This is a genomic window from Azospirillum palustre, assembly GCF_002573965.1.
In the GTDB taxonomy this organism is placed as follows: domain Bacteria; phylum Pseudomonadota; class Alphaproteobacteria; order Azospirillales; family Azospirillaceae; genus Azospirillum; species Azospirillum palustre.
This window is the reverse complement of record NZ_PDKW01000040.1, coordinates 597,029-620,187: the sequence shown is the minus strand read 5'-3', so window position 1 is coordinate 620,187 and position 23,159 is coordinate 597,029. Positions and strand designations below refer to the sequence as shown.

Annotated in this window: 15 protein-coding genes; 6 read left to right on the top strand and 9 right to left on the bottom strand. The window is 71.1% G+C overall.

Annotated features, from left to right (window positions below; translation table 11 throughout):
- Window positions 1-97: 97 nt before the first annotated feature.
- The 9 genes from CRT60_RS12645 to CRT60_RS12605 all read right to left on the bottom strand — a co-directional run bounded on the left by CRT60_RS12645 (window position 98) and on the right by CRT60_RS12605 (window position 6,963).
- Window positions 98-970, bottom strand: coding sequence for a metal ABC transporter substrate-binding protein (locus CRT60_RS12645; protein ID WP_098736749.1), 873 nt, complete (start codon window positions 968-970; stop codon window positions 98-100).
- A complete protein-coding gene (locus CRT60_RS12640; RefSeq protein ID WP_098736748.1) occupies window positions 967-1,857 on the bottom strand; it encodes a metal ABC transporter permease in 891 nt (296 codons plus the stop codon). The genes CRT60_RS12645 and CRT60_RS12640 overlap by 4 nt, the downstream gene beginning before the upstream one ends.
- Complete coding sequence (locus tag CRT60_RS12635; RefSeq protein WP_098736747.1) at window positions 1,854-2,594, bottom strand: metal ABC transporter ATP-binding protein; 741 nt, start codon at window positions 2,592-2,594, stop codon at window positions 1,854-1,856. The genes CRT60_RS12640 and CRT60_RS12635 overlap by 4 nt, the downstream gene beginning before the upstream one ends.
- Complete coding sequence (locus tag CRT60_RS12630; protein ID WP_161958035.1) at window positions 2,591-3,508, bottom strand: metal ABC transporter solute-binding protein, Zn/Mn family; 918 nt, start codon at window positions 3,506-3,508, stop codon at window positions 2,591-2,593. The genes CRT60_RS12635 and CRT60_RS12630 overlap by 4 nt, the downstream gene beginning before the upstream one ends.
- 10 nt (window positions 3,509-3,518) lie before the next feature.
- Window positions 3,519-4,112, bottom strand: a complete 594-nt coding sequence (locus CRT60_RS12625; protein WP_098736746.1) for a DUF6162 family protein — start codon at window positions 4,110-4,112, stop codon at window positions 3,519-3,521.
- Between the two features lie 13 nt (window positions 4,113-4,125).
- Complete coding sequence (locus CRT60_RS12620; protein WP_098736745.1) at window positions 4,126-4,449, bottom strand: hypothetical protein; 324 nt, start codon at window positions 4,447-4,449, stop codon at window positions 4,126-4,128.
- The gene (locus tag CRT60_RS12615) at window positions 4,446-4,904 is read right to left on the bottom strand and encodes a hypothetical protein (RefSeq protein WP_098736744.1); all 459 of its coding nucleotides are present in this window, start codon (window positions 4,902-4,904) and stop codon (window positions 4,446-4,448) included. Before CRT60_RS12615 ends, CRT60_RS12620 begins: the two co-directional genes overlap by 4 nt.
- On the bottom strand, window positions 4,897-6,033 hold the full coding sequence (locus CRT60_RS12610) for a PepSY-associated TM helix domain-containing protein (RefSeq protein WP_098737011.1): 1,137 nt from the start codon (window positions 6,031-6,033) through the stop codon (window positions 4,897-4,899). Before CRT60_RS12610 ends, CRT60_RS12615 begins: the two co-directional genes overlap by 8 nt.
- Window positions 6,034-6,183: 150 nt before the next feature.
- Window positions 6,184-6,963, bottom strand: a complete 780-nt coding sequence (locus CRT60_RS12605) for an aspartyl/asparaginyl beta-hydroxylase domain-containing protein (protein ID WP_161958034.1) — start codon at window positions 6,961-6,963, stop codon at window positions 6,184-6,186.
- 444 nt (window positions 6,964-7,407) lie between these two features.
- Between CRT60_RS12605 and CRT60_RS12600 the strand changes: the two genes are divergently transcribed.
- From CRT60_RS12600 to CRT60_RS12575, 6 genes are all read left to right on the top strand, one after another.
- The gene (locus tag CRT60_RS12600; RefSeq protein ID WP_098736742.1) at window positions 7,408-8,067 is read left to right on the top strand and encodes a hypothetical protein; all 660 of its coding nucleotides are present in this window, start codon (window positions 7,408-7,410) and stop codon (window positions 8,065-8,067) included.
- A 10-nt stretch (window positions 8,068-8,077) separates the two neighbouring features.
- On the top strand, window positions 8,078-8,740 hold the full coding sequence (locus CRT60_RS12595; protein WP_098736741.1) for a hypothetical protein: 663 nt from the start codon (window positions 8,078-8,080) through the stop codon (window positions 8,738-8,740).
- 39 nt (window positions 8,741-8,779) lie between these two features.
- Window positions 8,780-9,520, top strand: a complete 741-nt coding sequence (locus CRT60_RS37530) for a hypothetical protein (RefSeq protein WP_098736740.1) — start codon at window positions 8,780-8,782, stop codon at window positions 9,518-9,520.
- 121 nt (window positions 9,521-9,641) lie between these two features.
- Window positions 9,642-12,182: a lipase family protein gene (locus CRT60_RS37525; protein WP_098736739.1), complete on the top strand. Its 2,541-nt coding sequence runs from the start codon at window positions 9,642-9,644 to the stop codon at window positions 12,180-12,182.
- Between the two features lie 21 nt (window positions 12,183-12,203).
- A complete protein-coding gene (locus CRT60_RS12580) occupies window positions 12,204-13,337 on the top strand; it encodes a hypothetical protein (RefSeq protein WP_098736738.1) in 1,134 nt (377 codons plus the stop codon).
- A 5-nt stretch (window positions 13,338-13,342) separates the two neighbouring features.
- On the top strand, window positions 13,343-23,113 hold the full coding sequence (locus CRT60_RS12575; protein WP_098736737.1) for a DUF6603 domain-containing protein: 9,771 nt from the start codon (window positions 13,343-13,345) through the stop codon (window positions 23,111-23,113).
- Window positions 23,114-23,159: the final 46 nt, after the last annotated feature.

The following is a 23,159-nucleotide window of genomic DNA, read 5'->3' as shown; positions in this document are numbered from 1 at the left end:
CGCGGCGCGCGGATCGCGCGCCGGCCCCCTCACCCTCCCCATGCTTTGCATGGGGCCCCTCCCTCTCCCCGGGGGGGAGAGGGCAATCCTCCGGGGCTCAGCGCAGCCCCGCCTCCAGCTGTTCGGCGATCTTCGCCAGGGCGGTGTCGATGGCGGCGGGGGGGCCGCTCTCCAGGCTGTCCAGCACGATCAGGCGGGCGCCGCCATCGGCGACGGCCTGGGCGATCTCCGGGGCGGGCCGGCGGTGGTGGAGCACCGCCGGGATGCGTTCGGCCCGGAGGTAGGCGGTCAGTTCGGCCAGCCGCTCCGGCGTCCAGTCGCGGTCGTCGCGGGTCCAGACCTTGCGCAGGTCGAGGCCGAAATCGGCGGCGAGCATGGCGAAGCGGTCGGACAGCGCCGCAACCGACGGGTCGGGCAGTGCTGCGAAGCTCTGCGCCGTCCGCGAGGACAGCGCCAGCAGGCTGCGCTTCACCGTGGCGAGGTTGGCGTCGATGGCGGCGGCAGACGCCGGGTAGAGGCGCCGCAAATCGGCGGCCAGGATGTCGGCCATCCGCCCTGCATTGGCGACGCCCAGCCAGGGGAAGGCGGCGCCGTCGCGCAGCGCGATGCCGGGCAGGGCGCCGTCCACCGGCCGGGCGGCGTCGATCTCGACCAGCCGGATGTTGGCGCGCCGCGCCAGCGGATAGAGCGGATCCTCCGCCCAGACCGAGCGCAGGGTCAGCACCGCATCGGCCTTGCGCGCCGCCTCGGCGAACTTGGCCTCGCCGCGCCCGCTGAGGAAGGACTGCTGGCGGCCCATCGGGATGGCGGGCGGCACCGCCGCCTCGACCTCCACCGCCGTGCCGCGGGTCAGCGCCAAGGCAAGGCCGGCGGTGACCGGATGCCCGGCCAGCAATGTTTCGGCACCGGCGGTCTGCGCGGCCGGGGCCGCCGCCAGCAGCAGGAGCGCTGCGAGCGTGATGCGTCTCATCCCTCGTCCCCTCTCATGACCAGACGCGCCAGCAGCGCGCCGAGGAACAGCAGCCCGGCCGCCAGGATGATGGCGCCGCCCGACGGCACCGGCAGGGCGAACTGCACCGGCAGCAGGATGCCGGCCACCGCCGCGATGCTGGCGAAGGCGACCGACAGCAGGAAGAAGCCGCGCAGCGACGTGGCGACGACGCGGGCGGCGGCGGCCGGGATCACCAGCAGGGCGCCGACCAGGATGGCGCCGATGATCTTGACCGAGGCGACGGTGACCACCGTCACCAGCACGATGAACAGATAGTCGAGCCCCTTCACCGGCACGCTGCGCACCCGCGCCAGCGCCGGGTTGAAGCTGGCCAGCAGCAGCCGGTTGAACAGCGCCAGCATCGGCAGGGCGACGCCGAGCGCCACCGCCAGCAGCACCGTCAGGTCGCGGTCGTCCACCGTCAGCACCGAGCCGAACAGCACGTTTTCCAGAATGTGGATGTTGACCCGGCTCGCCAGGACCAGCAGCAGGCTGGCGCCGAGCGCCAGCGACACCGACAGGAAGACGCCGATCAGCGTGTCGGAGGTCAGGTTGCTGCGGTTGCGGGTGTAGTTGACCAGCAGGGCGAACAGCAGGCAGTAGCCGAACAGGCTGGCATAGGGGCCGGTGTAGGGCTCCCCCACCAGAATGCCGATGGCGACCCCGGTCAGCGCGGCGTGGCCGACCGCTTCGGAGAAGAAGGCCAGCCGCTTGGTCACCACCAGCGTGCCGAGCCCGCCCAGCACCGGGCCGATGACCAGACCGGAGAGCAGCGCGTTGACCAGAAAGCCGTGGGTCAGGCCGGCGGGCAGCCACCCGGCTGCGGCCCAGCCCTGGATCAGGGCGCGGAATGTTTCGAAGCTCATGACGCCAATGCCCCGGCCATGCTGCGGGGGGCGGCGGAGAACAGGCCGAGCACCCGGTCGGGCGACAGCATCTCCGGCGGCGGGCCGTCGAACAGCACGCGCCGGTTCAGCCCCGACACCCGCGTCGCCAGCCGCCGCACCTGGGCGAGGTCGTGCTCGACCCACAGGATGGTGGTGCCGGCGGCGGTCAGCTCGGCCAGCAGGGTCTCGAAGATGGCGACGCCGGCCTCGTCGAGCGCGGTCATCGGCTCGTCGAGGACGATCAGGTCGGGCGCCGGGATCAGCGCCTGGGCGAGCAGCACGCGCTGGCGCTCGCCGCCCGACAGGGCGCCGAAGCGGCGGCGGCCCTTGCCGGCCATGCCGACGCGGGCCAGCGCCTCGCCGTAGCCGAGCCGGCGGTCCGGCCCGAGGAAGGCCGGGCGGCGCTGGCACAGCACGGCCAGGAAATCCTCCACCGTCAGCGGCAGGCCGCGGTCGAACTCGACCGCCTGCGGCACGTAGGCGATGGTGCCGGGCGCATCGCCGGGCCAGTCGAGCCGGATGGTCCCGCGGTGCGGCGCCTGTCCCAGCAGGGCGCGGATCAGCGACGACTTGCCGCCGCCGTTGGGGCCGACCACCGCATGGACGGCGCCGGGGGCCACGGCGAGCGAGACCTGTTCGAGGATGGCGGTGCGGCCGAGCGTCAGGTCGACGCGGTCGAACAGGATGGCGGGGCCGTTCGCTCTCCTGCCGCTCAAGGCGCGGTCTCCAGCATCGCCTGGACCAGCGTGTCCATGTTGCGGGTCATCTCGCGCTCGAACTGGGCGGCAGCGTAGTCGCCATGCGAGATGTGGGAGAAGCTGTAGAGTCGGATGCCGGTCTCGCGGCGGATCGTCTCGACATAGGCGCTGGGGAAGTTCAGCTCCGAGAAGATCACCTGGACGTCGAGCCTGCGCATCGTCGCGATGGTCTCGGCAAGCTGGGCCGGGCTGGGCTCGATGCCGTGGGCCGGCTCGACGACGGCGGAGACCTCCAGCCCGAACTCGCGCAGCAGGTAATCGTAGGCGCCGTGGATGGTGGCGACCCTGAGGCGGGTGTCGCCGGCGCCGGCCAGCTTGCCCAGCGCGTCGGCCCGCAGCTGGCGCAGCCGGCGGGAGTAGGTCCGGGCGTTGGCGGTGTAGGCCTCGGCGTTGGCCGGGTCGAGCCGCCCCAGCTCGCGGGCGATGGTGGCGACCTGAAGAACCGAGCCGGTGATCGACAGGAAGCTGTGCGGGTTGACCACCTTGCCCGAGGCCCGCGCCGCCGACCCAGCAGCTGGCAGCGGCGGCACGTCGGCATTGGCCTCGACCACCGGCAGCTTGGGCTTGGACGAGGCGGCGATCATCCGTCCGGCGAAATCGTCGTGGCCGATGCCGTTCAGGACGATGGCGTCGAGGCTGCCGATGCGCTGGATGTCCTCCGGCCGCGGCTCGTAGGCATGCGGGTTGAAGCCGGCGGGGATGATCGGCACCACCTCGGCCCTGTCGCCGACGATGTTGGCGACGTAGGAATAATAGGGGTGCAGGGTGATGCCGAAGCGCTTGCGCCCGGCGGCAGCGGCAGTGCCGGCGGGAAGGACACCGGCCGCCAGGGTGGCGGCGAGGAAGCGGCGGCGGTTCAGGGAAATGGTCATCGGATCGCACTCATCGGGTCACGCCGGCGGTGAAGGTGGAGGTGATCCGCTTCCAGCCGGCGGCGGCCAGCGAGGCTTCGTCGAGGCGTGCGGGCGGCGCCTCGGCGGCGCGCTTCAGCCAGATCGCGGGGCCATGGTAGTCCCCGCCCCCGTCCCCATGGTCGTCGCCATCCAGCAGCAGGACCAGCGACCCCGCTGTTCCGGGATCGGCGGACAGGCCGGCATAGGCGACCGTCCCGCCAGATTCCACCAGGGTCCAGGCATGGCCGCCGCGCGCCGCGGCGCTGGCGTCGGCGGCGAAGGGCGGCAGGGCCTGGGCCGCCAGCTCGGCCGGGGACGGCGACCGGCCGTTGGAGATGCCGGCGGCCTTGCGCAAAGCAGCGATTTCGGCGGCCGCCATCTTGAGGTCGGCGTGCAGCCCCTGTTCGGCGGCGGTCAGGGCGGTGCGGGAGTCGATCCGGTGCGGGGCCAGGGCGGCCTCCGCGTCCGGTGCCGGCCGCAGCCCGACCGCCGCCGTGGCGGTGGCGAGGATCAGGCCGGCGGCGAGCAGGACCCACAGGGTCTCGCGCTCGGCGCCGGCACGGCGGACGATCTGGTGATGCATGGGGTGGAGAACCCTATTTGATGGCGCTGTGCTCGATCTCGACCGTGTGGCCGGGGCCGGCATCGAACAGCACGTAGAAATCCTGGGCCGGGCGCGGGAAGGACAGGGTGGAATCCTCGCCCAGCCTGCCCTTGACCAGCACCTGCTCGTCGTAGGCGATCACGTCCAGCACCACGCCGGGCGCCTTCGAGCCGTCGGAGAAGCCGCCGGTGCAGACCACCGTCTGGCCGTCCGCCATCCTGCACTCGCAGACCGGGTAATGGGCGTGGGCGGCGGTGGCGGCGCACAGGGCCGACAGGGCGGCGGCGACCGCCAGGGCATGAATACGGGCAGTCATCGCTTTCCTCCCAGAAAACCGGCCAGCGGGGTCGAGGTCTGATGGATGCGTCCGCTCCAGTCCTCGACCGTCACCCACAGCTCCTCGGTCCCGGCCGGCTCGGCCGGCACCGCCACCTCGGCCTCGCGCTCGTACGGGTTGCCGAAGCTGAGCGCGCCCGCGGCGCGCAGGTTCCGCGGCTTGCCGACGCGCAGGAAGACGCCGCGCACCTTGTCGATGTCGGCCGGGCGGAGATGGACGTGGTATTCCTTCATCCACTCGCCGTTGCCGGCCCGATGCGGCGATTCGTCGTGGGTGACGAGCGTGATCGGGAAGGGGCCGGCGCTGACGTCCCGCCGGATCTCGGGCGGGGCGAAGATCGGCTTCGGGCTGAAATAGTTCGGCAGGAAGGGAAGCGGAACCAGCATCATCAGCGCGCTGAGATGGAATTTGCCGCGGTGCCAAAATTTACGCATTGGAGGATGCCCTCGCCGTCCTCAGCCCGCGCACCGCCTCGACCGTGGCGCGCGCCGTCCGCTTGGTCCAGATCAGCATGCCGCTGAACACCAGCAGGCTCATCAGCGAGCCGAAGGCGAACCAGATCAGCTTGACCGGCAGGCCGCCGAAATCGCCGGTGTGGAGCGCCCGCATGATGGTGCGGGTCAGCTCGACGCCGGACGAGCCCTCCAGCCCGCCCTCCACGGCGATCACCTCGGCGGTGTAGGGGTTGATGCGGACGATGTCCGGCAGCAGCGGCACCTGCCCGGAGGAGCCGAACACCGATGCGGTGTCGTAGGCGGTGTCGGGCAGCCGCAGGTAGCGCAGCCGCATGTCCGGCAGGGCGGCCATGGCCGCGGCCACCACGGCGTCGGCGTCGGTTTTCGGCCTGACCGCCGACACGGGAATCTGGTCGCGGGCGACCATCACCGGCGCCTTGCCGCCGCCCAGGCCGATGCCGAGATGGAACAGGGCGATGTAGATCAGGAACCACAGGCTGGTGACGGAGATCACGGCGATGAACCAGATCGACCAGGTGCCGGCGACGCGGTGCAGGTCGCCCCACATGACGCGGGGCGCCTGCGTCCAGCGGATGCGCGGCTGGTAGAAGGATTTCCAGAAGCGCTTGTAGACCACGAGCCCGGTGACGAGCGAGCCAACCAGCGGAATTGCCAGCGCCGTCACCAGATACCAGCCTGTCGGGAAGGTCATCAGCCAGCCGTGCAGCGCCCGGATGAACTGGCGGAACGAGTTTCCGGGGGACAGGCCCTGGACCGCGCCGGTCACCGGGTTGACCCAGGCGGTGGTGTAGGTGCCGTCGGGCAGTGCCATCTCGGCGCCCACCGCCATGTGGGAGCCGCCCCAGCTGAGCGAACCGACCTGTCCGCCGGGCGCCGCCGCTTCGGCCGCGGCGATCAGCGCGCTCGGCGGCAGCGGCTGCCCCTCGCCCGACGCCCGCATCGACGGATCGACCAGCCACGTGATCTCGGTGCTGACCACGGCGATGGTGCCGGTGACGCAGATGAAAAACAGGAAGGCCCAGATCGGCATCGCCAGCCAGGAATGCCACAGGAACCACAGCCGCGTGCGCGACTTGCCAGCACTCATCTCGATCCTCTCCGCACGGAACATCCTCGCCCTTTCCCCTCAGACGAACGGGCGGGCCTCCAGCCTCAGGATGAAATGCGAAGGATTCTCATTTTTTCGGATGCGGGTCGAAATCCGGGCGCAAGCCCGTCCGTGGCGGCAGCACCCTGTTCAGCGGCCTGGCGGTGGCGGCACCAGCGCATCCATGGTGCGGACGATGCGGGGCGCATAATGCAGCGAGGCCATCGTCGCCATGCCCTTGGCCACCATCCGCAAGGGGGCCGGCATCGGGCGCGCGACATCGATCATCAGGATCGCGCGCAGTTCCGGGCTGTCGTTGACCACCTCGTGATCCCAGGAATCGTCGAACAGCACGCTTTCGCGCTCCTTCCACTGATGGATCCGGTCCTTCACCCGGATGTGCGGCGGCCGGACCGTCGGCACGCGCAATGGCAGGTGATAGCGCAGATACATGCGCGACGGCCCTTCATGGGCGCGCACGCTCTTGCCCGGCTCCAGAATCGAGAACATCGCCTGATAGACGCCGGGAATATCCCGGACCAGCTCCAGCGTGCGCGGCGCCAGCGTCCGGGCGGCCTGCGGCACGCGGCCGAAACAGGTCAGCATGAACACGCTCCACCGCCGGTCGCGCTGCAACCGGCCCGACGAGTGGATCACGTCGGTGTCGATGCTGTGGTAGGAGGGCAGCCGCTCGTAGGCGGCCAGCACCTGGTCGAATTCGCCGCGGATGGTGTCGTAGGCCGCGTCGATCCGGCGCAGAGCGGGCATTTCCCGGTCGATGTCGTGAAACACCGGACGGGAGGCGCCGCCGGTGTGCAGGTCGAACAGCGGGTTCAACAGCGCTCCCGACTTGTAGAGCGACATGTTGCGGCGCCAGCGCCGCAGGGTCGGGATCAGCCCGTTGGGATCGGTCTTCTGCAGGGTCAGCATACTGGGTCCCCTTGGAAACAAGGATGTGTGGGAGGCGGGCCGCCGAAGCACCGGCCATCGCGGCCTCCTGATCGGCCGGGTTGTGCGCCAATCTCCATTATATAGACATATGTTCTGCTTCGATGTCCACGGGGCGCGGAGATATTTCATAATCATACACGGGCATTGATTTCAAAAATTTGCCCACGTTGGTGTGATTGCAAGCAGTACATTCGCATGCAAAAGACTTTTAGTTTTAAAATTGTTGTCACAGTTCTGATAATCGAAAAAATTATGTTTGTTTGTTATTGACACAATAAGAGCATCAATTGCACACTTCGCCGGCACATAAAAACAAATACTTTCCCAAAAAAGCCGGAACCCGACCGTCAGGCAGCAGCTTGCCGTGCCGTGAAGCATCGGCGTGCGACGGACAAACATCCATATACAAATGGGAGAATAATCGTGAGCTTTGCCTCGTACCGCGAGCAGCATGTCGCATTTCTGAACAAGGCGGTGAAGCCCGTCGACCTGACCCTCGACCAGCTCGAAGGCCGGTCGTTCGGTCCGGGGACCCACACGGGCCCGATGGTGATCTCCTCCGACCCGTCGGAGGACAATCTGGGCTCCAAGCTGGTCACCCTGCAGTCGGTCCAGCATCTGAAGGACATCGCCGGGATTTCCGACGATCACTTCGCGGCGAACCCGCATGCCGACCGCAGCGTCCGCTATCCGACCCAGCCGGTGCAGACCGATTTCGACAAGGCGATCGAACGGGCGCGCAACGACAACTGCGCGCTGGAGAGCCTGATCCATCCCGCCGACCACAACACCATCGGCCAGGCGATGCTGGCCTTCGTCAGCGGCAACAGCCAGAAGGTCAAGGCCTTCGAGCCGGTGATCAACGCCCTGCGCTTCCCCAACCAGATTCTGCTGACCACCGGCCAGGACATCACCGTCACGCCGGGCAACCCCCTGGTCATCGGTCCCAACAGCCCGTACGTCACCCAGGACCCGGTCCTCGGCGCGGTCGCCATCTTCGGCACCGTCACCGTCCAGCAGGGCGGACAGATCCAGATCCTCATCCCGGTGACCTTCAAGGCCGCCCAAGTCAATATGCTGTGAGGGCTGTCCAATGGCGGTCAACTACAACATCACCGTTCTCGGCACCAACGGGACGGCCGGCACCAGCGGCAGTCCCGGCGGACAGGGGTCTTCGGGCAGCAGTGCGACCGGAGGCGTCTGTAGCGGCAAGAACAACGCAACCTGCAGCACGGCGCCGACCCGCGCGAGCCAAGGCGGTACCGGCGGCACCGGGACGGCCGGTTCGCCCGGCAGCGACGGCAGCTGCCCGGCGAGCCTGACCTTCCAGGTCGGTTCCATCTCCGGCGCCTTCAATGCCCTGGTCACCGGCGGCAACGGCGGGGCCGGCGGCAATGGCGGCAATGGCGGCGCGGGTGGCAACGGCGGGGCCGGCGCCACCGTGGCCAGCTGCTGCCAGGGCCAGTACGGGACCAGCATGCCGGCCGGCGCGACCGGTACGGGCGGCAACGGTGCCAATGGCGGTGCAGGCGGCAATGGCGCGTCCATCGGCACCGCCATCGTCATCCTCTACACCGAGCTTGTCGGCTCGCCGACCTACAGCCTCGACGCGACGACGTTCGGCCAGGGCGGCGGCGGCGGTGCGGGCGGCAACGCCGGCGGTGCAGGCGGCAGTCCGGGATCGCCCGGCGCCACCGGCAAGAACACGCCGGCCGGCTCCGGTCCGACGATGACCATGCGGCCCTACAGCGGCTGACCGCCACCCCACGAACATCGTCGAGAACGGACACCTGACATGACGAACTCGATCAACGCTCAGATCCTGATCCTTGGATCCGGCGGAACCAACGGGGCAACCGGCATGGCCGGCGGCGCCGGGCCTTCGGGTGTGGCCGGTAACCCCGGAACAGCCACCGCCCATACGAACTGGTGGGGCAAGGTCACCTACACCTGCACCTGTGCCACCAACGGCACGGCCGGTGGCGGCGGGGCGGTCGGAGGAAGCGGCACCGCCGGCACCGCCGGAGGCGAGCCGCCTCCCTTCACCCTCCATTACGGCAGCCTGTCCGGCCCGCTCACCATTCTGTCGCAGGGCGGCAATGGCGGTTCCGGCGGCTCCGGCGGCCAGGGCGGCACCGGAGGTGCCGGCGGCGACGGCGGAAAGAATCAAACCGTCTGCACCGACTGCAACGGCAAGAATCCGCAATGCAACACCACACAGGGCGGTGGTGGCGGCAGTGGCGGCACCGGGGGTGACGGTGCGAACGGCGGCAATGGCGGCAATGGCGGATCGGTGACCGTCTATTGGGACACCGATCAGGGCGATATCGTGGTGCAGACGCCGGGCGGTGTCGGCGGTGCCGGCGGCGCCTTCGGCTTCGGCGGCGCCGGTGGTGCCGGCGGCGCGAACGAGGCCGGCGGCAACGCCGTGCCCGGTACGAGCGGCGGTGCCGGCCGTGCGGGAACCCCCGGAACTCCGGGCCAGACCGGCGCCCAGTCCGTGATCCGCTATCCGACCACGGCCTCGGCGGCCTGATTGGCGGCCGGGAGGCGCCGGGCTCCGCCTGTCACGGAGTTCCGACGCCTTCCGGCTGGTTTTCGCCGTCCCCCTTTCCCGATTCCTCCGCCAACATCCTCACGCCGGGAGCCCTGGTGCCATGGGAAGCGTCAGCCAGTATTCTGCGACCACCGCCAACGCCCTGCTCGATCTGGTCGACATCGCAGGCGGAGACCTCAGCCAAGCCTACCTCCCGGCGACCCTGAATCTCGTGACCACCTTCGCGAATGGCTCCGTCACGTCGGGCGGCGGTCAGGGATTGCTTGCCACCGGCACGGTGGCCGGCATCGACGGGCCCGTCGCGGTGCTGGCGGTGGGTGTCAACTGGCCCGCCTTCATCTCGTTCTTCGAGCAGTCCTTCCTCGCCACCACCACCGCGCCCCCCTACCTGAATGTCGGCGGCACCACCTCCCTGATCGCCCTGGGCTATTCGCTGGCCTACAACGCGATCCACACGCAGATCTGGGCCGCCGTCGCCAAGCTGAAGCTCGTGCCCGGATTCGCCTCGAACGTGCCGCTGCTGGTGGTCGGCATGGGGCCGGCCGGGCCGCTGGCGCAGATGGCCGCCCTCGACCTGCGGCCCGGACAGACCGGGCCGGACGGCAGCGGCGGCTCCATGACCAGCCCGGTCGGCACGGCCGGCTGCTATTCCTTCTCGACCCCGGCCTACGGCAACGCCTCCTATGCGGCGGCGGTGACGACGGCGTTGGGGTCGGTCTTCCTGTGCAACCTCGATGGCATCGACTTCTACCCGTCGATCACGGGGGCTCCGGCCGAATTCGCCTTCAGCGGTGCGGCCCAGACGCTGACCGCGTCGGTTCCCGCCTCCGACGTGCCCTGGCTGGAACGCACGCCGGCCTTCTACCAGACCGCCTACGGCGCGCCGCAGCCGCAGCTGGCCGGCGGCGGAACGGTGACGCCGGTTCCCGGCTACAGCGGCGACCTCGCCTACACTCTGGCCCTGCTGACGACGGCGACCTATGGGCGCTTCCAGCATCCGGATCTGCCGCAGCCGCTGCCGTCCGGCTACACGCGGGCGGCCGACGTCGTGGTCAACGGCGTCACCTGGGCGTCGATCTACAGCTCCGGTGATCGCACGGTGGTGGCGTCGCGCGGCGCCTGCTCGTGGATCGAGCTTCTGGCCTTCATGGGCAACGGGTCCCTGCTGCCGCTGCCCTGGTTCACCTCCGGCGGCCGCATCCTGCAGGGGCTCTACAACTTCTATCCAGGCTATGCGGCGGCGCTGTTCACCGCCCTGTCGGCGGTTCCCGGCGTGGCGGGCAAGCCGCTGGTGTTCGCCGGCCACGACTTCGGCGGCGCCCTGGCCGCGCTCGCCGCCTACAATCTGGCGCTGGTTCCCTACGGCGGCATCCCCTCCGCAACCGCCGTCTACGGCTTCGGCACCGTCCGTTTCGGCGATTATGCCTTCCAGAGCGCCTACCAGTCGGCGCTCGGCAGCGTCAGCTACCAGCTCCTGCGGCCGAACGACGTGATCGCGGCCAATCAGGGACTGTCGCTGATGGCCCCGCTGCCGACGACCATGCGGCTTTCCGGCGGAATGCTGAGCCCGGTCAACAGCACCACCGGCCATACGCTCGCCCTCTACACCTCGCTGCTGAACCCCCAGGCCTCGGCGGGCGCGCAATCCTTCGCCATGCACGGGCCGGTGGCCGCATTGCCGGCGAACGCGCGCCGGCTCGGCCTGCTCGCCGTCACCGCCGCGCCGCGCATCGTCACGGCGGGCGGGCCCGAACCGACGCCCTTCCTGTCGCGGATGACCGAGTTCTACGGTCTCCATCCCGGACATCTGTCCGGCCCGGTCCTCGACACCGCCAATCACCAGGGCCGCATCGTGCTGTCCGCCGACCCGAGGGTCAGCACGCTCGCCCCGGCGCAGGTCTTCGCCGGAGGGAGCCGGGTCTTCGCCGCCGGTTCAATCATAGTCCGGGCCGGCCAGACCCTGCATGTCGGTTCGCCCGGCAGCCCGCCGCTTCGCCTGGTCGCCCGCTCCATCCTGCTGGAGCCGGGTGCGACCCTGTCGGTCGAGAGTTCGGTGCATCTTACCGTCGGCACGATGACCGCCATGGCGGCCGGCGGCACCACCGTCAATCTTCATGTGACAGGGAGCAACGGCTACGACGGGTACCCGGGATCGCAGGGTGCGCGGGGTGCGCAGGGCGCTCCCGGCTATCCCGGCGGGAACGGGGGGGCGGGTTCGGCGGGCGCGCCGGGGAGCAATGGGGACCTGCCATCCTACGTATCCTTCTTCATCAGCGTCATCTCCGGGACTTTCGTCGTCCGCGTGACCGGCGGTCAGGGCGGCAACGGCGGTCAGGGCGGGGCTGGAGGTGCCGGCGGCACCGGCACCCCTGGCGGCTATGGCGGCAGCGGCGGCAACGGCGGCCGGGGCGGCAACGGCGGCAACGGCTCGTCCATCCTCGTCCAATACGAGATGATGGAACCCGGAACCGTCGTGACTCTCCAGGATTTCGGCGGCCTGCGGGGAGCCGGCGGGGACGCCGGCGCCGGGGGGGCGGGCGGCGCCGGGTCTCCTCCCGGCCCATCGGGCAATCCGGGTCTGCCGGGCCTGTCAGGGCAACCCGGCACCCCGTCGACCCTGCAATTCGTCCCCTTTTCCTGACGGCCGGTGCGGAGCGCTGCCATGCCCACCAAGACCCTGCCCGACAAGGCCGAGGCGCCCGCCGCCGTGCCTGACAGGCCCGCCGTGAAAGCCGGTGTGAAGGCCGGCGTGATCTCCAGCTGGCCCAGGCCGGCGGGGAACCGGGTAATCGACCCCTTCAACCCGCCCTTGCCGCGCTATTCCGGGCCGCAGACCATCGCCCACGAGGAGATGCCGGCGGATGCCCGCGCCTTCATGGACCGGCAGCTGTCCTTCCACGGCATCGACCCGGAGGAATTCCGGCGGCGCTGGCTCGACAGCGCCCGGCACGGGCGGGCCATGCGGATCTCCTGGGTGCCCGAGCGCTCCTTCGTCGAACCGGCGCAGACCTTCCGCCACACCTGGGTGCGCTATGCGCTGGACGGCATCGTCCTGCGCCCCGGCGCCGAGCTGACGCTGGAAACGCCGTTCGGCGACCCGGTGGAGCTGTATGTGCATCGGCTGACCCTGATGGAGGGGGCGCGGCTGACGGTGCAGGGCGGGGCGGCCCGGCTGGTGATCGGGCAGCTGGTCGGCGCGCGGCCGGAAACGGCGGACAGCGTCGAACCGGCGACGTTGCTGCTGGCCAGCGCCGACGGCCGCGACGGCGACCCCGGCGCCAGCGGCGGTGCCGGCCCGCTGGGCAGCACCGACCTGCCGGACGGCGGCGGCGGCGGCGGCGGCAAAGCCGGCGAGCCGGGCCTGAACGGCATGCCGCTGCGGGACATGGCGGTCACCGTCCACACGGTGACCGGCCGGTCCCGGCTGCTGGTGCGGCCGGGCCGCGGCGGCAATGGCGGCCGCGGCGGCCGCGGCGGGCCGGGGGCCTACGGCCATGCCGTCGCGTTCCACCGCATGGGCCAGGGCGGCGACGGCGGCCATGGCGGCGAGGGCGGCGGCGGCGGGGCCGGCGGCGATGCCGGGCTGCTGCGGCTCGACGTGCATGTCCGTCAGCCGGGATCCGCCTTCGACCTCGACGTCGCGGACGGCGCGCCCGGCGCCGGTGGCGAGGGGGGAGCCGGCGGGGCCGGGGGGATCGGCCTTCCCGACGGACTGACAGGACATGCCGGACGCGACGGAGCGCCGGGCCGGCCGGGCCGGCCGGCGCTGGTGCAATGGCTTCGCACAGGGGAGTGACACCCGTGACCACAGAGCCCGAGACCACAGGGACCGCGCGCACCGGCATCGTTCCGGCGCGCTCCACTGCGCTGCGGGGGGCCGCAGCCGCGGATCTTCTGGCCGAGAATCCTCTGGCCGTCGACCTGACCAGTGCTTCCAGCCCCATCCTGATCGAGGCGGCGGGCGTCGAGGCTCCGGCCATCCAGCTTGCGGTCGCCTGCGGGCTGCTGCTGCCGGTCGACGGGCAGGAGGGCGTCTATCAGCTCAACCCCGACTGGTTCACCGACCCGGTGGGCAAGACCGGCCAGGGAATGAGCGAGAACGCCGTCACGCTGGCCCTGGTGATCGCCCAGCTGATCGGCCAGGCCTCGGGCAGTTCGCTCGGCATTCCGGTGCGGGAGCCGGGGGCGCTGGGAACCTGGTATCCGATCAACAAGCCCGGCACCGACACGCCGAGCGGCCTCTATCTGGCGACCCAGCCGGTGTCGTCCGACAGCAATGGCAGCGGCGAGCCGCTGACGGTGTTCGGCCTCGGCGTGATGTACACCACCACGGTGACGCTGGGGACGGATGAGAAGGCGGAGCTGGATCTGGTGGCCGACGGCCCCTCCAGCATCGACCTGAAGGTCTGGGGCATGGTGCCGGTCGCCCTGCTCGGCAACGGCGGCGTCGAGGTGGTGGTCGGGCAGGCCGGCCATCCCTTCACCATGGGCTTCGAGGTCACCGGCGGCGACGGGCCGCTGATCGACGCGGCCGGCTTCTCCTTCACCGGCGTGCGGCTGACGGTCGACCTGTCGCCCGCGACCGACCCGGCGGTCAACGTCTCGCTGGTCATCACGCAGCTGACCCTGCCCACCGCGCCGGGCGCCCGCGACTTCACGCTGGCCGACCTCCAGGCGATCAGCGGCGCCGAGATCCTGGCGACGGCGGCGGCGCTGGCGGTGACGGCGCTGGGCAAGCTGGTCGGCGACCAGCCGTCGCTGTCCTACCTGCTGCCGGCGCTGGGGCTGGGCGCCAGCGTGCCCGGCGTCGACGGCGTGCTGCTGCCGATCCTGCGCTGGGACAGCTTCATCGCCCTGGCAGTGAGCGGCGGCGACGTGGCGCGGCCCTTCGTCGACTGGTTCACCGCACTCGCCACCGACGGGCCGACCCTGTCCGCCTGGATGAAGGCGGTGGGCGGCGCCGTCGGCGGGCTGACCGGCACCGACGCCACGGTGTCGGGAAGCGGCACGCGCGACGATCCCTTCGCGGTGCCCGTCCTCAGCGTGAGCAGCGTCGGCACCCTGCGGCTGACCGCCGGCACCGGGACCGACACGGCGGGCTTGCGCCATTTCTATCCCGGCCTCGCCTTCGCCTCCACAGCACTGGTGCTGGGCAGCTCCAGCGCCGCGGTGACCGGCAGCGCCGGGCTGGAAATCCTCGATTTCACGCTGGCCACCGGCGGCGGGGTGCAGGGCGTCGCCCCCGGCCGCTTCAAGGCCGGCATCCTGCTGGCCAATAAGGACATCACGCAGCCGCTCTACAGCGGGACCATCCTCGGCGGCACCTACAGCTTCGGCGCGCTGGCCGGCGGCATGTCGGTCATCGTCGCCGACGGCGGCGCCACGGTTCAGCCCGCCTTCTCGCTGCTGTCGGTGACGACCCCCACCGGCAGCTATCCCACCATCGACCTGACCCAGCCCGGCGACCTCGTCGCGGCGGCCGAGGCCGAGCTGAACGCCGCCATCGGCGACGCCTTCAACGCGCTGTTCGGTCTGGGCACCGACAGCGAGGTCGGGCCGTCGCTGGCGGCGCTGCTCGGCGTCGCCCCGCCGCCGGGCGCCACCGCCTGGCCGTCGTCGCTGACGCCGCCCTTCAGCCTGTCCGGGCTGCCCAACTCCATCCAGTTCCCCGTCGAGGCGCTGAGCCGCTACTGGGCAGCGCTGATCCGTGGCGACGTCGAGGTCGACGGCCAGCCGCCCTTCTCCTTCATGGTGGACGCGCTGGGCACCGTGCTGCGGCAGGTCGGCGGCGGCAGCGGCGGCGTGACCGGGTCCGGCACCAACAGCGATCCCTGGAGCATGACGCTCGGGCCGGCGGGCAGCCCGGCGGCGCTGGTCGCCTACATCGCCGACACGCAAACTTCGAACGGTGCGGCCAAGCGGCTGGTGCTGGGCCTCGGCGTCGGGGCGACGCTGCCGATCGCCGGCAACACGCTGGACCTCGCCTTCCGCATCGAGGCGCTGGGGCTCGATGCCGGCGCCGCTGCCGGCCAGGGCATCCGGTCGGCGCAGATCCTGCCGGGCATCGGCGTCTACGGCGCGCTGCCGTCCGGCGTGTCGACGCCCGCGGTGGCCGGAGCCTCGCTGCAGATCGACAAGGGCGGCCTGTCGCTCTACTGGAGCCCCTACGACGGCTGGCACTGGTCGATGTCGGTGGCGGCCCCGACCCTGGTGGTCGATGGCGTGCCGGAGCCGGTCGGCACCGACATGAACTATTCCGACGCCACCGGGCTGTCGCAGCTGGTCACCGATCAGGCCGCCACCTTCGGCGCCATCCTGACCGGGGTGCTGGGCGTGGCGCTCTACCGCGCGCAGCGCCGCGGCGGGCTGGCGCTCGACGGCTGGCTGGGGCTGCTGCCCAACCTGGGGCCGTTCATGCCGCAGGGCATCGACTGGCCCGACGGCATGCCGGTGCTGGCCCCCACCAGCTTCACCGATCCAATCGGCCAGGTCCGGGCCCAGCTCAAGGCGGTGCTGTCCACGCCGGACCGCGCCGCCGCGGTGCTGGGCCTGCTGGGCTGGGCAATCGACGGCACGGCGGAAACCGCGGCGCCCGTCGCCGGCACCGGCACCCAGCTGGATCCCTACCGGGTGCCGCTCGACGTGCCGTGGAACCTGCAAGGCACGCTGTGGCAGGATTCCGGCCAGACCATGGCGGTCCCCGGCCTGTCGACGCTGCTGTCCTACACGGCGGGCGACGTCACCGCGGTGACCAGCGTCCGGCTGGACCCGATGGGCATCTCCTGGAGCACCGGCCTGCCGGTTGCCGCCTCCGGCGTTCCGGGCCTGTCGGTGCAGGCCGTGCTGAGCGGCACGGGCGGCACCCTGGTCACGGTCGACGGCGTCGCCGTCGAGAGCGTGACGCTGGGCGTCGTGCTGACCATGGACCTGTCGGGCGGAACGGCGGGCTTCGCCGCGACCCCGGTCCTGGCGGCCAAGCAGACCGACGGCACGGTGATTGTGCTGGACGGCACGCTCGATCCGTCGGCCAACAGCGCCCTGCTGTCCATCGTCAACGCCGCCATCGGCGTGGCCGCCGCCGCCTTCAAGGGCGACGAGACCTTCCAGCTGGTCTACGGAATCCTCGCCGACCTCGGGCTGGCGGTGCCGGCGGCCAGTGCCGACGGTCCCTACGGCATCGACCCCGGCGGCTTCACGGCGCTGGTGTCCAGTCCGCTGGGCTTCCTGACCGACCGGCTGATGGCGGCGCTGGCCGACGCGACGGTGCAGCCGCTGCTGTTCCAGGCCATCGACGCGACGCTGGGCTTCTCGCTGCCGGAGATGCCGGAGCCGCTGCTGGCGATGCTGGCCGGGCTCGGGCTGGTGGCCGACGCGGATCACGGCTATGCCGCCAACGCCGAGGCGATCCTGGCGGTCGCCCGCGCCCCCGCAACCGAACTGTCGCAGCGCCTGACCGCCCTGCTGTCCGATCCGGATGCCCGCTCGTCGGTCATCGCGGCGATGACGCACGGCTCGCAGAGCTTCACCGTCGGCCCCTGCACCCTGACCACGGCCAACGGCCGGATCATGACGCTGACGCTGCCGCGCGGCGGCTTCACGGTGGGATCCTTCCTCGACCCCTCAATGACCGTGCGCGTCGATCTGCAAACCGGCACCATCACGGCCACGCTGGACTGCTTCCTGCCCGATGCCGGGTTCAGCGTGCTGTCCACCCTGACCTACACGGTCGGCGGCAGCGCCCCCACGGTGACGGTCTCGCTGGTCTGGGGCGACGGGTCGGTCCCGCAGCCCACGCCGCTGGTGATCTGGCCGTTCGACCAGAGCGCCTTCATCGACCAGCTCGCCGCCGTCGGCCCGGCCTATGTGCTGGCGACCTTCGTCGCCGAGGCGGTCGACGACATGCTGCTCGCCAAGTATCCGCTGGCGCGCAGCCTGTTCCAGGCGTTCGGGCTGGCCGACCCCGATCCGGATACCGGCGTCTGGCAGATGAAGTCGGCGCTCGGCCTGTTCGAGAAGCCGGTGGACTGGCTGCTGTCGGACGCGGTGGTCGGCCAGGACGGGCTGCTGAACATCGCGCAGATCCAGAAGGTGCTGGGCAGCCTGCCGTCCGGCACCGCCGGGGGGCTGACCCTGGCGCAGGCGCCCGGCGGCGTGCTGCTGTCCGGCCTGCCCTATGGCTTGCAGGTGACGGTGACCGCCGACCCGGCGACCGGCCTGTTCACGGTGGCGCCGGCCTTGAGCGAGGCGATGCCGCTGCTGGCCGGGGCGGAGTTGGAGTCGATGGGCTTCGGCCTGTCGCTGACCGCCAACTACCAGCCGGGCCTGAGCGGCAGCGGCCGGCTGACCGCCGCCATTCCCGGCCTGGACCAGCCGCTGTTCCTGCAGGGCGGCTACGACAAGGGCTTCACGCTGACGGTCGGCGAGGAGGGCGACGGCAAGCCGGTGCTCGACCTCGTGCCGTTCGGCGGCTGGCAGACCTTCGTCCTCCAGGTCGCCGCCGAAGTGGCGCAGACGCTGTTGCAGACGCTGACCCAGCAACTGCTCGACCAGCTCGCCGCCGAGGGCGACACGACGCTGACGCAGTTCGTCACGGCGCTGCGCAGCACCGCGGCCTCGCTGGACATCAACGCCCTGGTGCAGTCCCTCATCGCCGCACAGCCCGACGCGGCGGCGCTGGAGGCGGCGGCGCTGGCATGGCTGCGCGAAAGATTGCAGCCGGAGCAGGCGGCCGCCACCGCGTCCGCCGTCGCCAGCCTGTTGCAGCTGGCGCTGAGCGGCGTCACGAGCGACGGCGGCCTGCTGGTCTATGCGCCGTCCAAGTCGGTGCCGGTCACCGTCATGGCCGGCGTGCGCACCGTGGGCGCCGAGACGCTTGCCGGCATCTGGGCGACCCTGTCGGTCACCGCCGCCGACAGCGTGGTGGTGGCGCTGACCCCGACCGGCGTCGGCGTGCCGCTGACCGGCACGCCCGAGGCGCGCGTGCAGTTCGGGCTGTCGGCCCAGGCCATCATCGCGCTCAACCAGGGCCCTGGCCTGACGGTGTCCTACGACAGTGCCGGGGGCGGCGTCGCGGCGGCGGTCGATCCCCTGATGACGGCCGGCGCCTCCAGCAGCCTGAACGCCGAGCTGCTGCCGCTGCCGTTCGGCGTGGCGACGGGCGACGGATATGCCGGCCGGCTTGAGGCGGCGCTGGCCGTCTGGCTGGAAGGGGTGATGGTGCAGGCGCTGCCGCGCTACGTCTCGGTCGTGGTGCTGAACACCCAGACGGTGGTCAGCTGGCTGAACGCACCGCTGTTCACCGGCTCGACCCTGACGGCGGGGCAGGTGCTGACCGCCTCGCAGCTTCTGGTGACCGAGGACGGGGCCTATGCGCTGAACGACCTGGCGTCGTTGCAGTCGCTCGGTGTCGAGGGCTTCCTGGCCGGCTTCCTCAAGGCGCTGACCCAGACGCAGATCCAGGTGCTGTCCTTCCCCGACGGCGGCGGCATCTGGCTGGAACCCGGACCGGACGGCAGCTATGGCGTGCGCTTCGCCGCGACCGGCCTGTCCTTGAAGCAGGTGCCCTATCTGGTCTTCCAGCTGGGTGCCACCGACACCGAGTGGATCGCGCTGACCGGGGCGGACCCGTCGCAGTACCAGCCCGGCGTCGCGGCCTACCTGCCGGTCGACGGGCTGATCCCCGACTTCACCGCGGTCAAGCTGCGCCTGATCAACATCGGCGTCGATTTCCAGGGCAAGGCGGGCACGCCGCTGGTCGATTTCAGCCGCTTCCAACTGGCGAAGATCAAGCCGCGCGGCCTGCTGACCTTCGACTTCGCCCAGTCCGATCCGATCACCGCCTATGGCGGCGGCGTCGATGTCGAGGACATCGCCATCTCGCTGGCCCCCGACACGCTGACGCCGGGCGCCAACACCAACCCGGTCGCGCAGAACCTGCTGGGGTCGGGCGACACCGCCTCGGCCGGCAATCCGGCGGCGAACCCCGGCTTCTCGATGCGTGCCGGCTGGATGTCCGGCGAGGATCTGGGCGTCGAGCTGTACGACAGCAACGGCGGCAGCCAGACGCGCATCTGGCTGCCGGTGCAGCGCAGCTTCGGCCCGGTCCATGCCAACAAGGTCGGCATCGGCTGGGACAACCCGACCAAGATCGGCAGCGTCCTGTTCGACGGCGGCCTGACGCTGGCCGGGCTGGACGTCGAGCTGATCGACCTGTCGGTGAGCGTCAACGTCACCCAGATCACCGACTACAGCCAGTACAGCCTGGATCTGGCGGGATTGTCGGTGTCGTTCAGCGGCGGTTCGGTCAGCGTGTCGGGCGGGCTGCTGAAGCAGAACGACCCGCTGCGCTACGATGGCCAGCTTCTGGTCAAGGCGGGCAGCTTCTCGCTCTACGCCGTCGGTTCCTTCGCGCTGATCCCGGTCGATCCGGACAGGCCCGACGGCGACAAGGCGGTGTCCTTCTTCGTCTTCCTGAACCTGAACGCGCCGCTGGGCGGCGTGCCGGCCTTCTTCGTCAACGGCGTGGCCGGCGGCTTCTCGGTCAACCGCAACATCATCGTTCCCGATGCCGGGAACATCATGTCCTTCCCGCTGATCCAGGGCGCCATTTCCCAGGCGACCTTCGGCAGCGACCCGACGCCGGCCAGCGCGCTCGCCGTGCTGTCGCAGGACGTCTACCCGCAGATCGGCAGCTATTGGGTCGCCGCCGGCCTGAAATTCTCCAGCTTCCAGATCCTCGACGTCTTTGCCATGCTGCTGGTGAAGTTCGGGCGGGAGTTCGAGATCGACGTCATCGGCGTCGCCACCGCCACCCTGCCGCCGCAGGTCCAGCCCTCCGCGGCGCTGGCCTACATCGAGCTGGCGCTGGTCGCCTCGTTCAAGCCGGACGAGGGCGAGATCTCGGTCACCGCCCAGCTGACCCCCAGCTCGTTCCTGCTGGCGAAGGACTGCAAGCTGACCGGCGGCTTCGCCGCGAAATTCTGGTTCGGCTCGAACCCCTATGCCGGCGACTTCGTCATCACGCTGGGCGGCTACAACCCGTCCTTCCAGCCGCCGGACCATTACCCCAACGTGCCGCGGCTGGGCTTCGACTGGCCGGTGCTGAGCAGCTCGGCGATGACGGTCGGCGTGTCGGGCGGCACCTATTTCGCCCTGACGCCGTCGATGATCATGGCCGGCGGCTATCTGAAGGCGCTGTTCAAGGCCGGGCCGCTCAAGGCCTGGTTCAACGCCGGGGCCGACTTCCTGATCGCCTGGCAGCCCTTCTATTACTATGCCGGGGTGCAGGTGTCGGTCGGCGTCTCCTTCGGCTTCGAGGTCGCCGGCGTCAAGGTGACGCTGACCGCCGAGCTGGGGGCCGGGCTGGAGTTGTGGGGGCCGCCCACCGCCGGCAAGGTCAAGGTCAGCTGGTACGTCATCTCCTTCACCATCCCCTTCGGCGACCAGGGTCAGGACCTGTCCAGCACCCAGCCGCTGAGCTGGGAGGAGTTCGAGGCGCGCATGCTGCCGCAGCCGGACTCGCAGACGGCTCCCCTGGCAAATGCCCGGACGGCGTCGATGATGCTGGCGGCGGCGGAGGGGGAGGGCACCTCCTCCGGCAACACGGACGGTGCGGACGCCACCCAGGTGGTCGTCAACATCCAGGTCAGCAGCGGCCTGCTGAGCGAAGCCGGGGAGTTCGGGCCGACGGTCCAGTCCGCCCCCTTCGCCATCGATTTGCGGTCGGTGATGCCGGCCTCCACCGTCACCGTGGCGGAGTCCAGCTATCAGGCCTCCAGCCCGTCGCTCGGCATCCCGCCGATGGATCTGCCGGACATCGCGACCGGGATGGCCGTCACGCTGGAATCGCAGGACGATCAGGGGGTCTGGACCACCCTGTCCATCGACCGGCCCGGCCTGACGCCGGCAACCCTGTCGGGCGGTGCGGCGGCGGCGATGTGGTCGACGCAGGCCTTCGACCCGGTGGGCAAGCCGTCCTCCGACTTCATCGCCGGTGCCGCCTTCGGCATGACCCTGGCCGCCACCGGCGACCATGTGGTCGACACGCTGGCGCCGATGGACCTGCTCACCTCCTTCGGCTACGAGCAGGCCGACCCGCTGCCGCTGCCCTTCGCCGTCACCCCCGTCTACACCGCACCGGCGGCGCTGTCGCAGGATGGCCGCTTCGCCGTCCTGATGGGAAGCATCATGGCGCCGACGCCATCGACCCTGCGCGGCCAGGTGATGCAGGCGCTGGAGGACGCCCAGGTCGCGGTCATCGTCGACCAGAACCTGTCGGTGATGGCCAGCTTCGCCGACCAGATCTTCCAGGCGGCGCCCAGCCTCGCCGAGCTCGGCTTCGACCTTGCGACCTCCGGTCCGCAGGCGCTGGCGGCGCCGCAGCCCAAGCGCGCGGCCAAGGCCGTAGCGGTGGAGGCGCCGCTCGCCCCGCGGCTGCTCGGTTCCTCGCAGGCCTACGCGCTGCCCGCAGCGGCGCCGCGGCGCATCCAGTCCGCCAGCGCTGCGGCTGTCGGTGCGGCCGGGGGGAGCGCCCGCAAGGGATCGGTGCTGCTGCCGGCGCCGCGGGTGACGATGCGCTGGGCCGATGCCGACGTCCGCCCGACGCGCGGCGGTGCCCGGACGCTCGCCGGTACAGGGACCGCGCCGTCCGCCATCGAGGCCGGCCTCAGCCTCCAGCCGGGATCCGTCGCGGTGTTCGATGCCGGACGGGGGGCGGGAGCGCCGATGCTGGAGCTGACGGGTGGAACCCCGGTGATGGTCCACGCCTTTGACAAGGCCGGCCGTATCCTGTCCAGCCGCCTGGTCTCGCCGGCCGGCAGCACTGCCGAGCCCCTGCCTGCCGACACCGCCCAGGTGACGCTGGTCGGGGTGGACAGTGCCGGGACGGCGGCGGTTGCGGGCTGGAACCGGCACAGCACGCTGGTCCAGGCCGACCGCTACACCCTGCTCGGCAGCGGCTGCACCGTGCGGCCCCAGGCCGGACCGCGCCCGCAGCGCGGCCAGCGCGATGCAGCACCGATTGCGGCACGGGGACCGGTGGAAGGGGCGGCGATGCTGACCCGCAACCGCGTCCAGACCGGCGTCGGCAGCACCGCGCCGGGCTGGGTGGAGACCGTCTTCGGCCACACCGTCGGAACCGTGGCGGTGGTGCTGGACCGCAGGGCGGACGCCGATGCGGTGACGGTGAAGATCGCCGCGACCGGTTCCCCCTGGACGGTCGGGTACGGCGTGGCGGCGACCCCCGTGGCCCGGATCGCGGCCGGCGACGGCACCATCCTGCTCTACGACGCCGCGGCTCTGGCCGCGACGGGGACCGCTGAAGTCGCCGGTGACGGCGAGCGGCATGCCGTCCTGGTGCGCGGCGTCGAGGGGCTGGCCGGTGTCTATGGGCTGGCCGGCACGCCGGCCGAGGTCGAGGCCGGGTGGGACGGGCTGTCGCTCCCGGCGCTGGGGCGCAGCGTGGCGCCGCGTCCGGGCCTGGGCCAAGGCCTGGGCCAAGGCATGGGACGGGTTGCATCGGCGAAGGCCGGCGGCCCGACCCTGCTGCGGTTCGTCCGCAGCAACGCGGCGTAGGGGTGCGGGTGCCCCCGCCCCGGCGGGGTGGGGGCGATTGGCAGGA

What these genes read in the sequence shown, in the direction of transcription:
- CRT60_RS12645 (WP_098736749.1), bottom strand. Translation starts at nt 970, where the DNA reads ATGAGACGCATCACGCTCGCAGCGCTCCTGCTGCTGGCGGCGGCCCCG.
- CRT60_RS12640 (WP_098736748.1), bottom strand. Translation starts at nt 1,857, where the DNA reads ATGAGCTTCGAAACATTCCGCGCCCTGATCCAGGGCTGGGCCGCAGCC.
- CRT60_RS12630 (WP_161958035.1), bottom strand. Translation starts at nt 3,508, where the DNA reads ATGACCATTTCCCTGAACCGCCGCCGCTTCCTCGCCGCCACCCTGGCG.
- CRT60_RS12625 (WP_098736746.1), bottom strand. Translation starts at nt 4,112, where the DNA reads ATGCATCACCAGATCGTCCGCCGTGCCGGCGCCGAGCGCGAGACCCTG.
- CRT60_RS12620 (WP_098736745.1), bottom strand. Translation starts at nt 4,449, where the DNA reads ATGACTGCCCGTATTCATGCCCTGGCGGTCGCCGCCGCCCTGTCGGCC.
- CRT60_RS12615 (WP_098736744.1), bottom strand. Translation starts at nt 4,904, where the DNA reads ATGCGTAAATTTTGGCACCGCGGCAAATTCCATCTCAGCGCGCTGATG.
- CRT60_RS12610 (WP_098737011.1), bottom strand. Translation starts at nt 6,033, where the DNA reads ATGAGTGCTGGCAAGTCGCGCACGCGGCTGTGGTTCCTGTGGCATTCC.
- CRT60_RS12605 (WP_161958034.1), bottom strand. Translation starts at nt 6,963, where the DNA reads ATGCTGACCCTGCAGAAGACCGATCCCAACGGGCTGATCCCGACCCTG.
- CRT60_RS12595 (WP_098736741.1), top strand. Translation starts at nt 8,078, where the DNA reads ATGGCGGTCAACTACAACATCACCGTTCTCGGCACCAACGGGACGGCC.
- CRT60_RS37530 (WP_098736740.1), top strand. Translation starts at nt 8,780, where the DNA reads ATGACGAACTCGATCAACGCTCAGATCCTGATCCTTGGATCCGGCGGA.
- CRT60_RS37525 (WP_098736739.1), top strand. Translation starts at nt 9,642, where the DNA reads ATGGGAAGCGTCAGCCAGTATTCTGCGACCACCGCCAACGCCCTGCTC.
- CRT60_RS12580 (WP_098736738.1), top strand. Translation starts at nt 12,204, where the DNA reads ATGCCCACCAAGACCCTGCCCGACAAGGCCGAGGCGCCCGCCGCCGTG.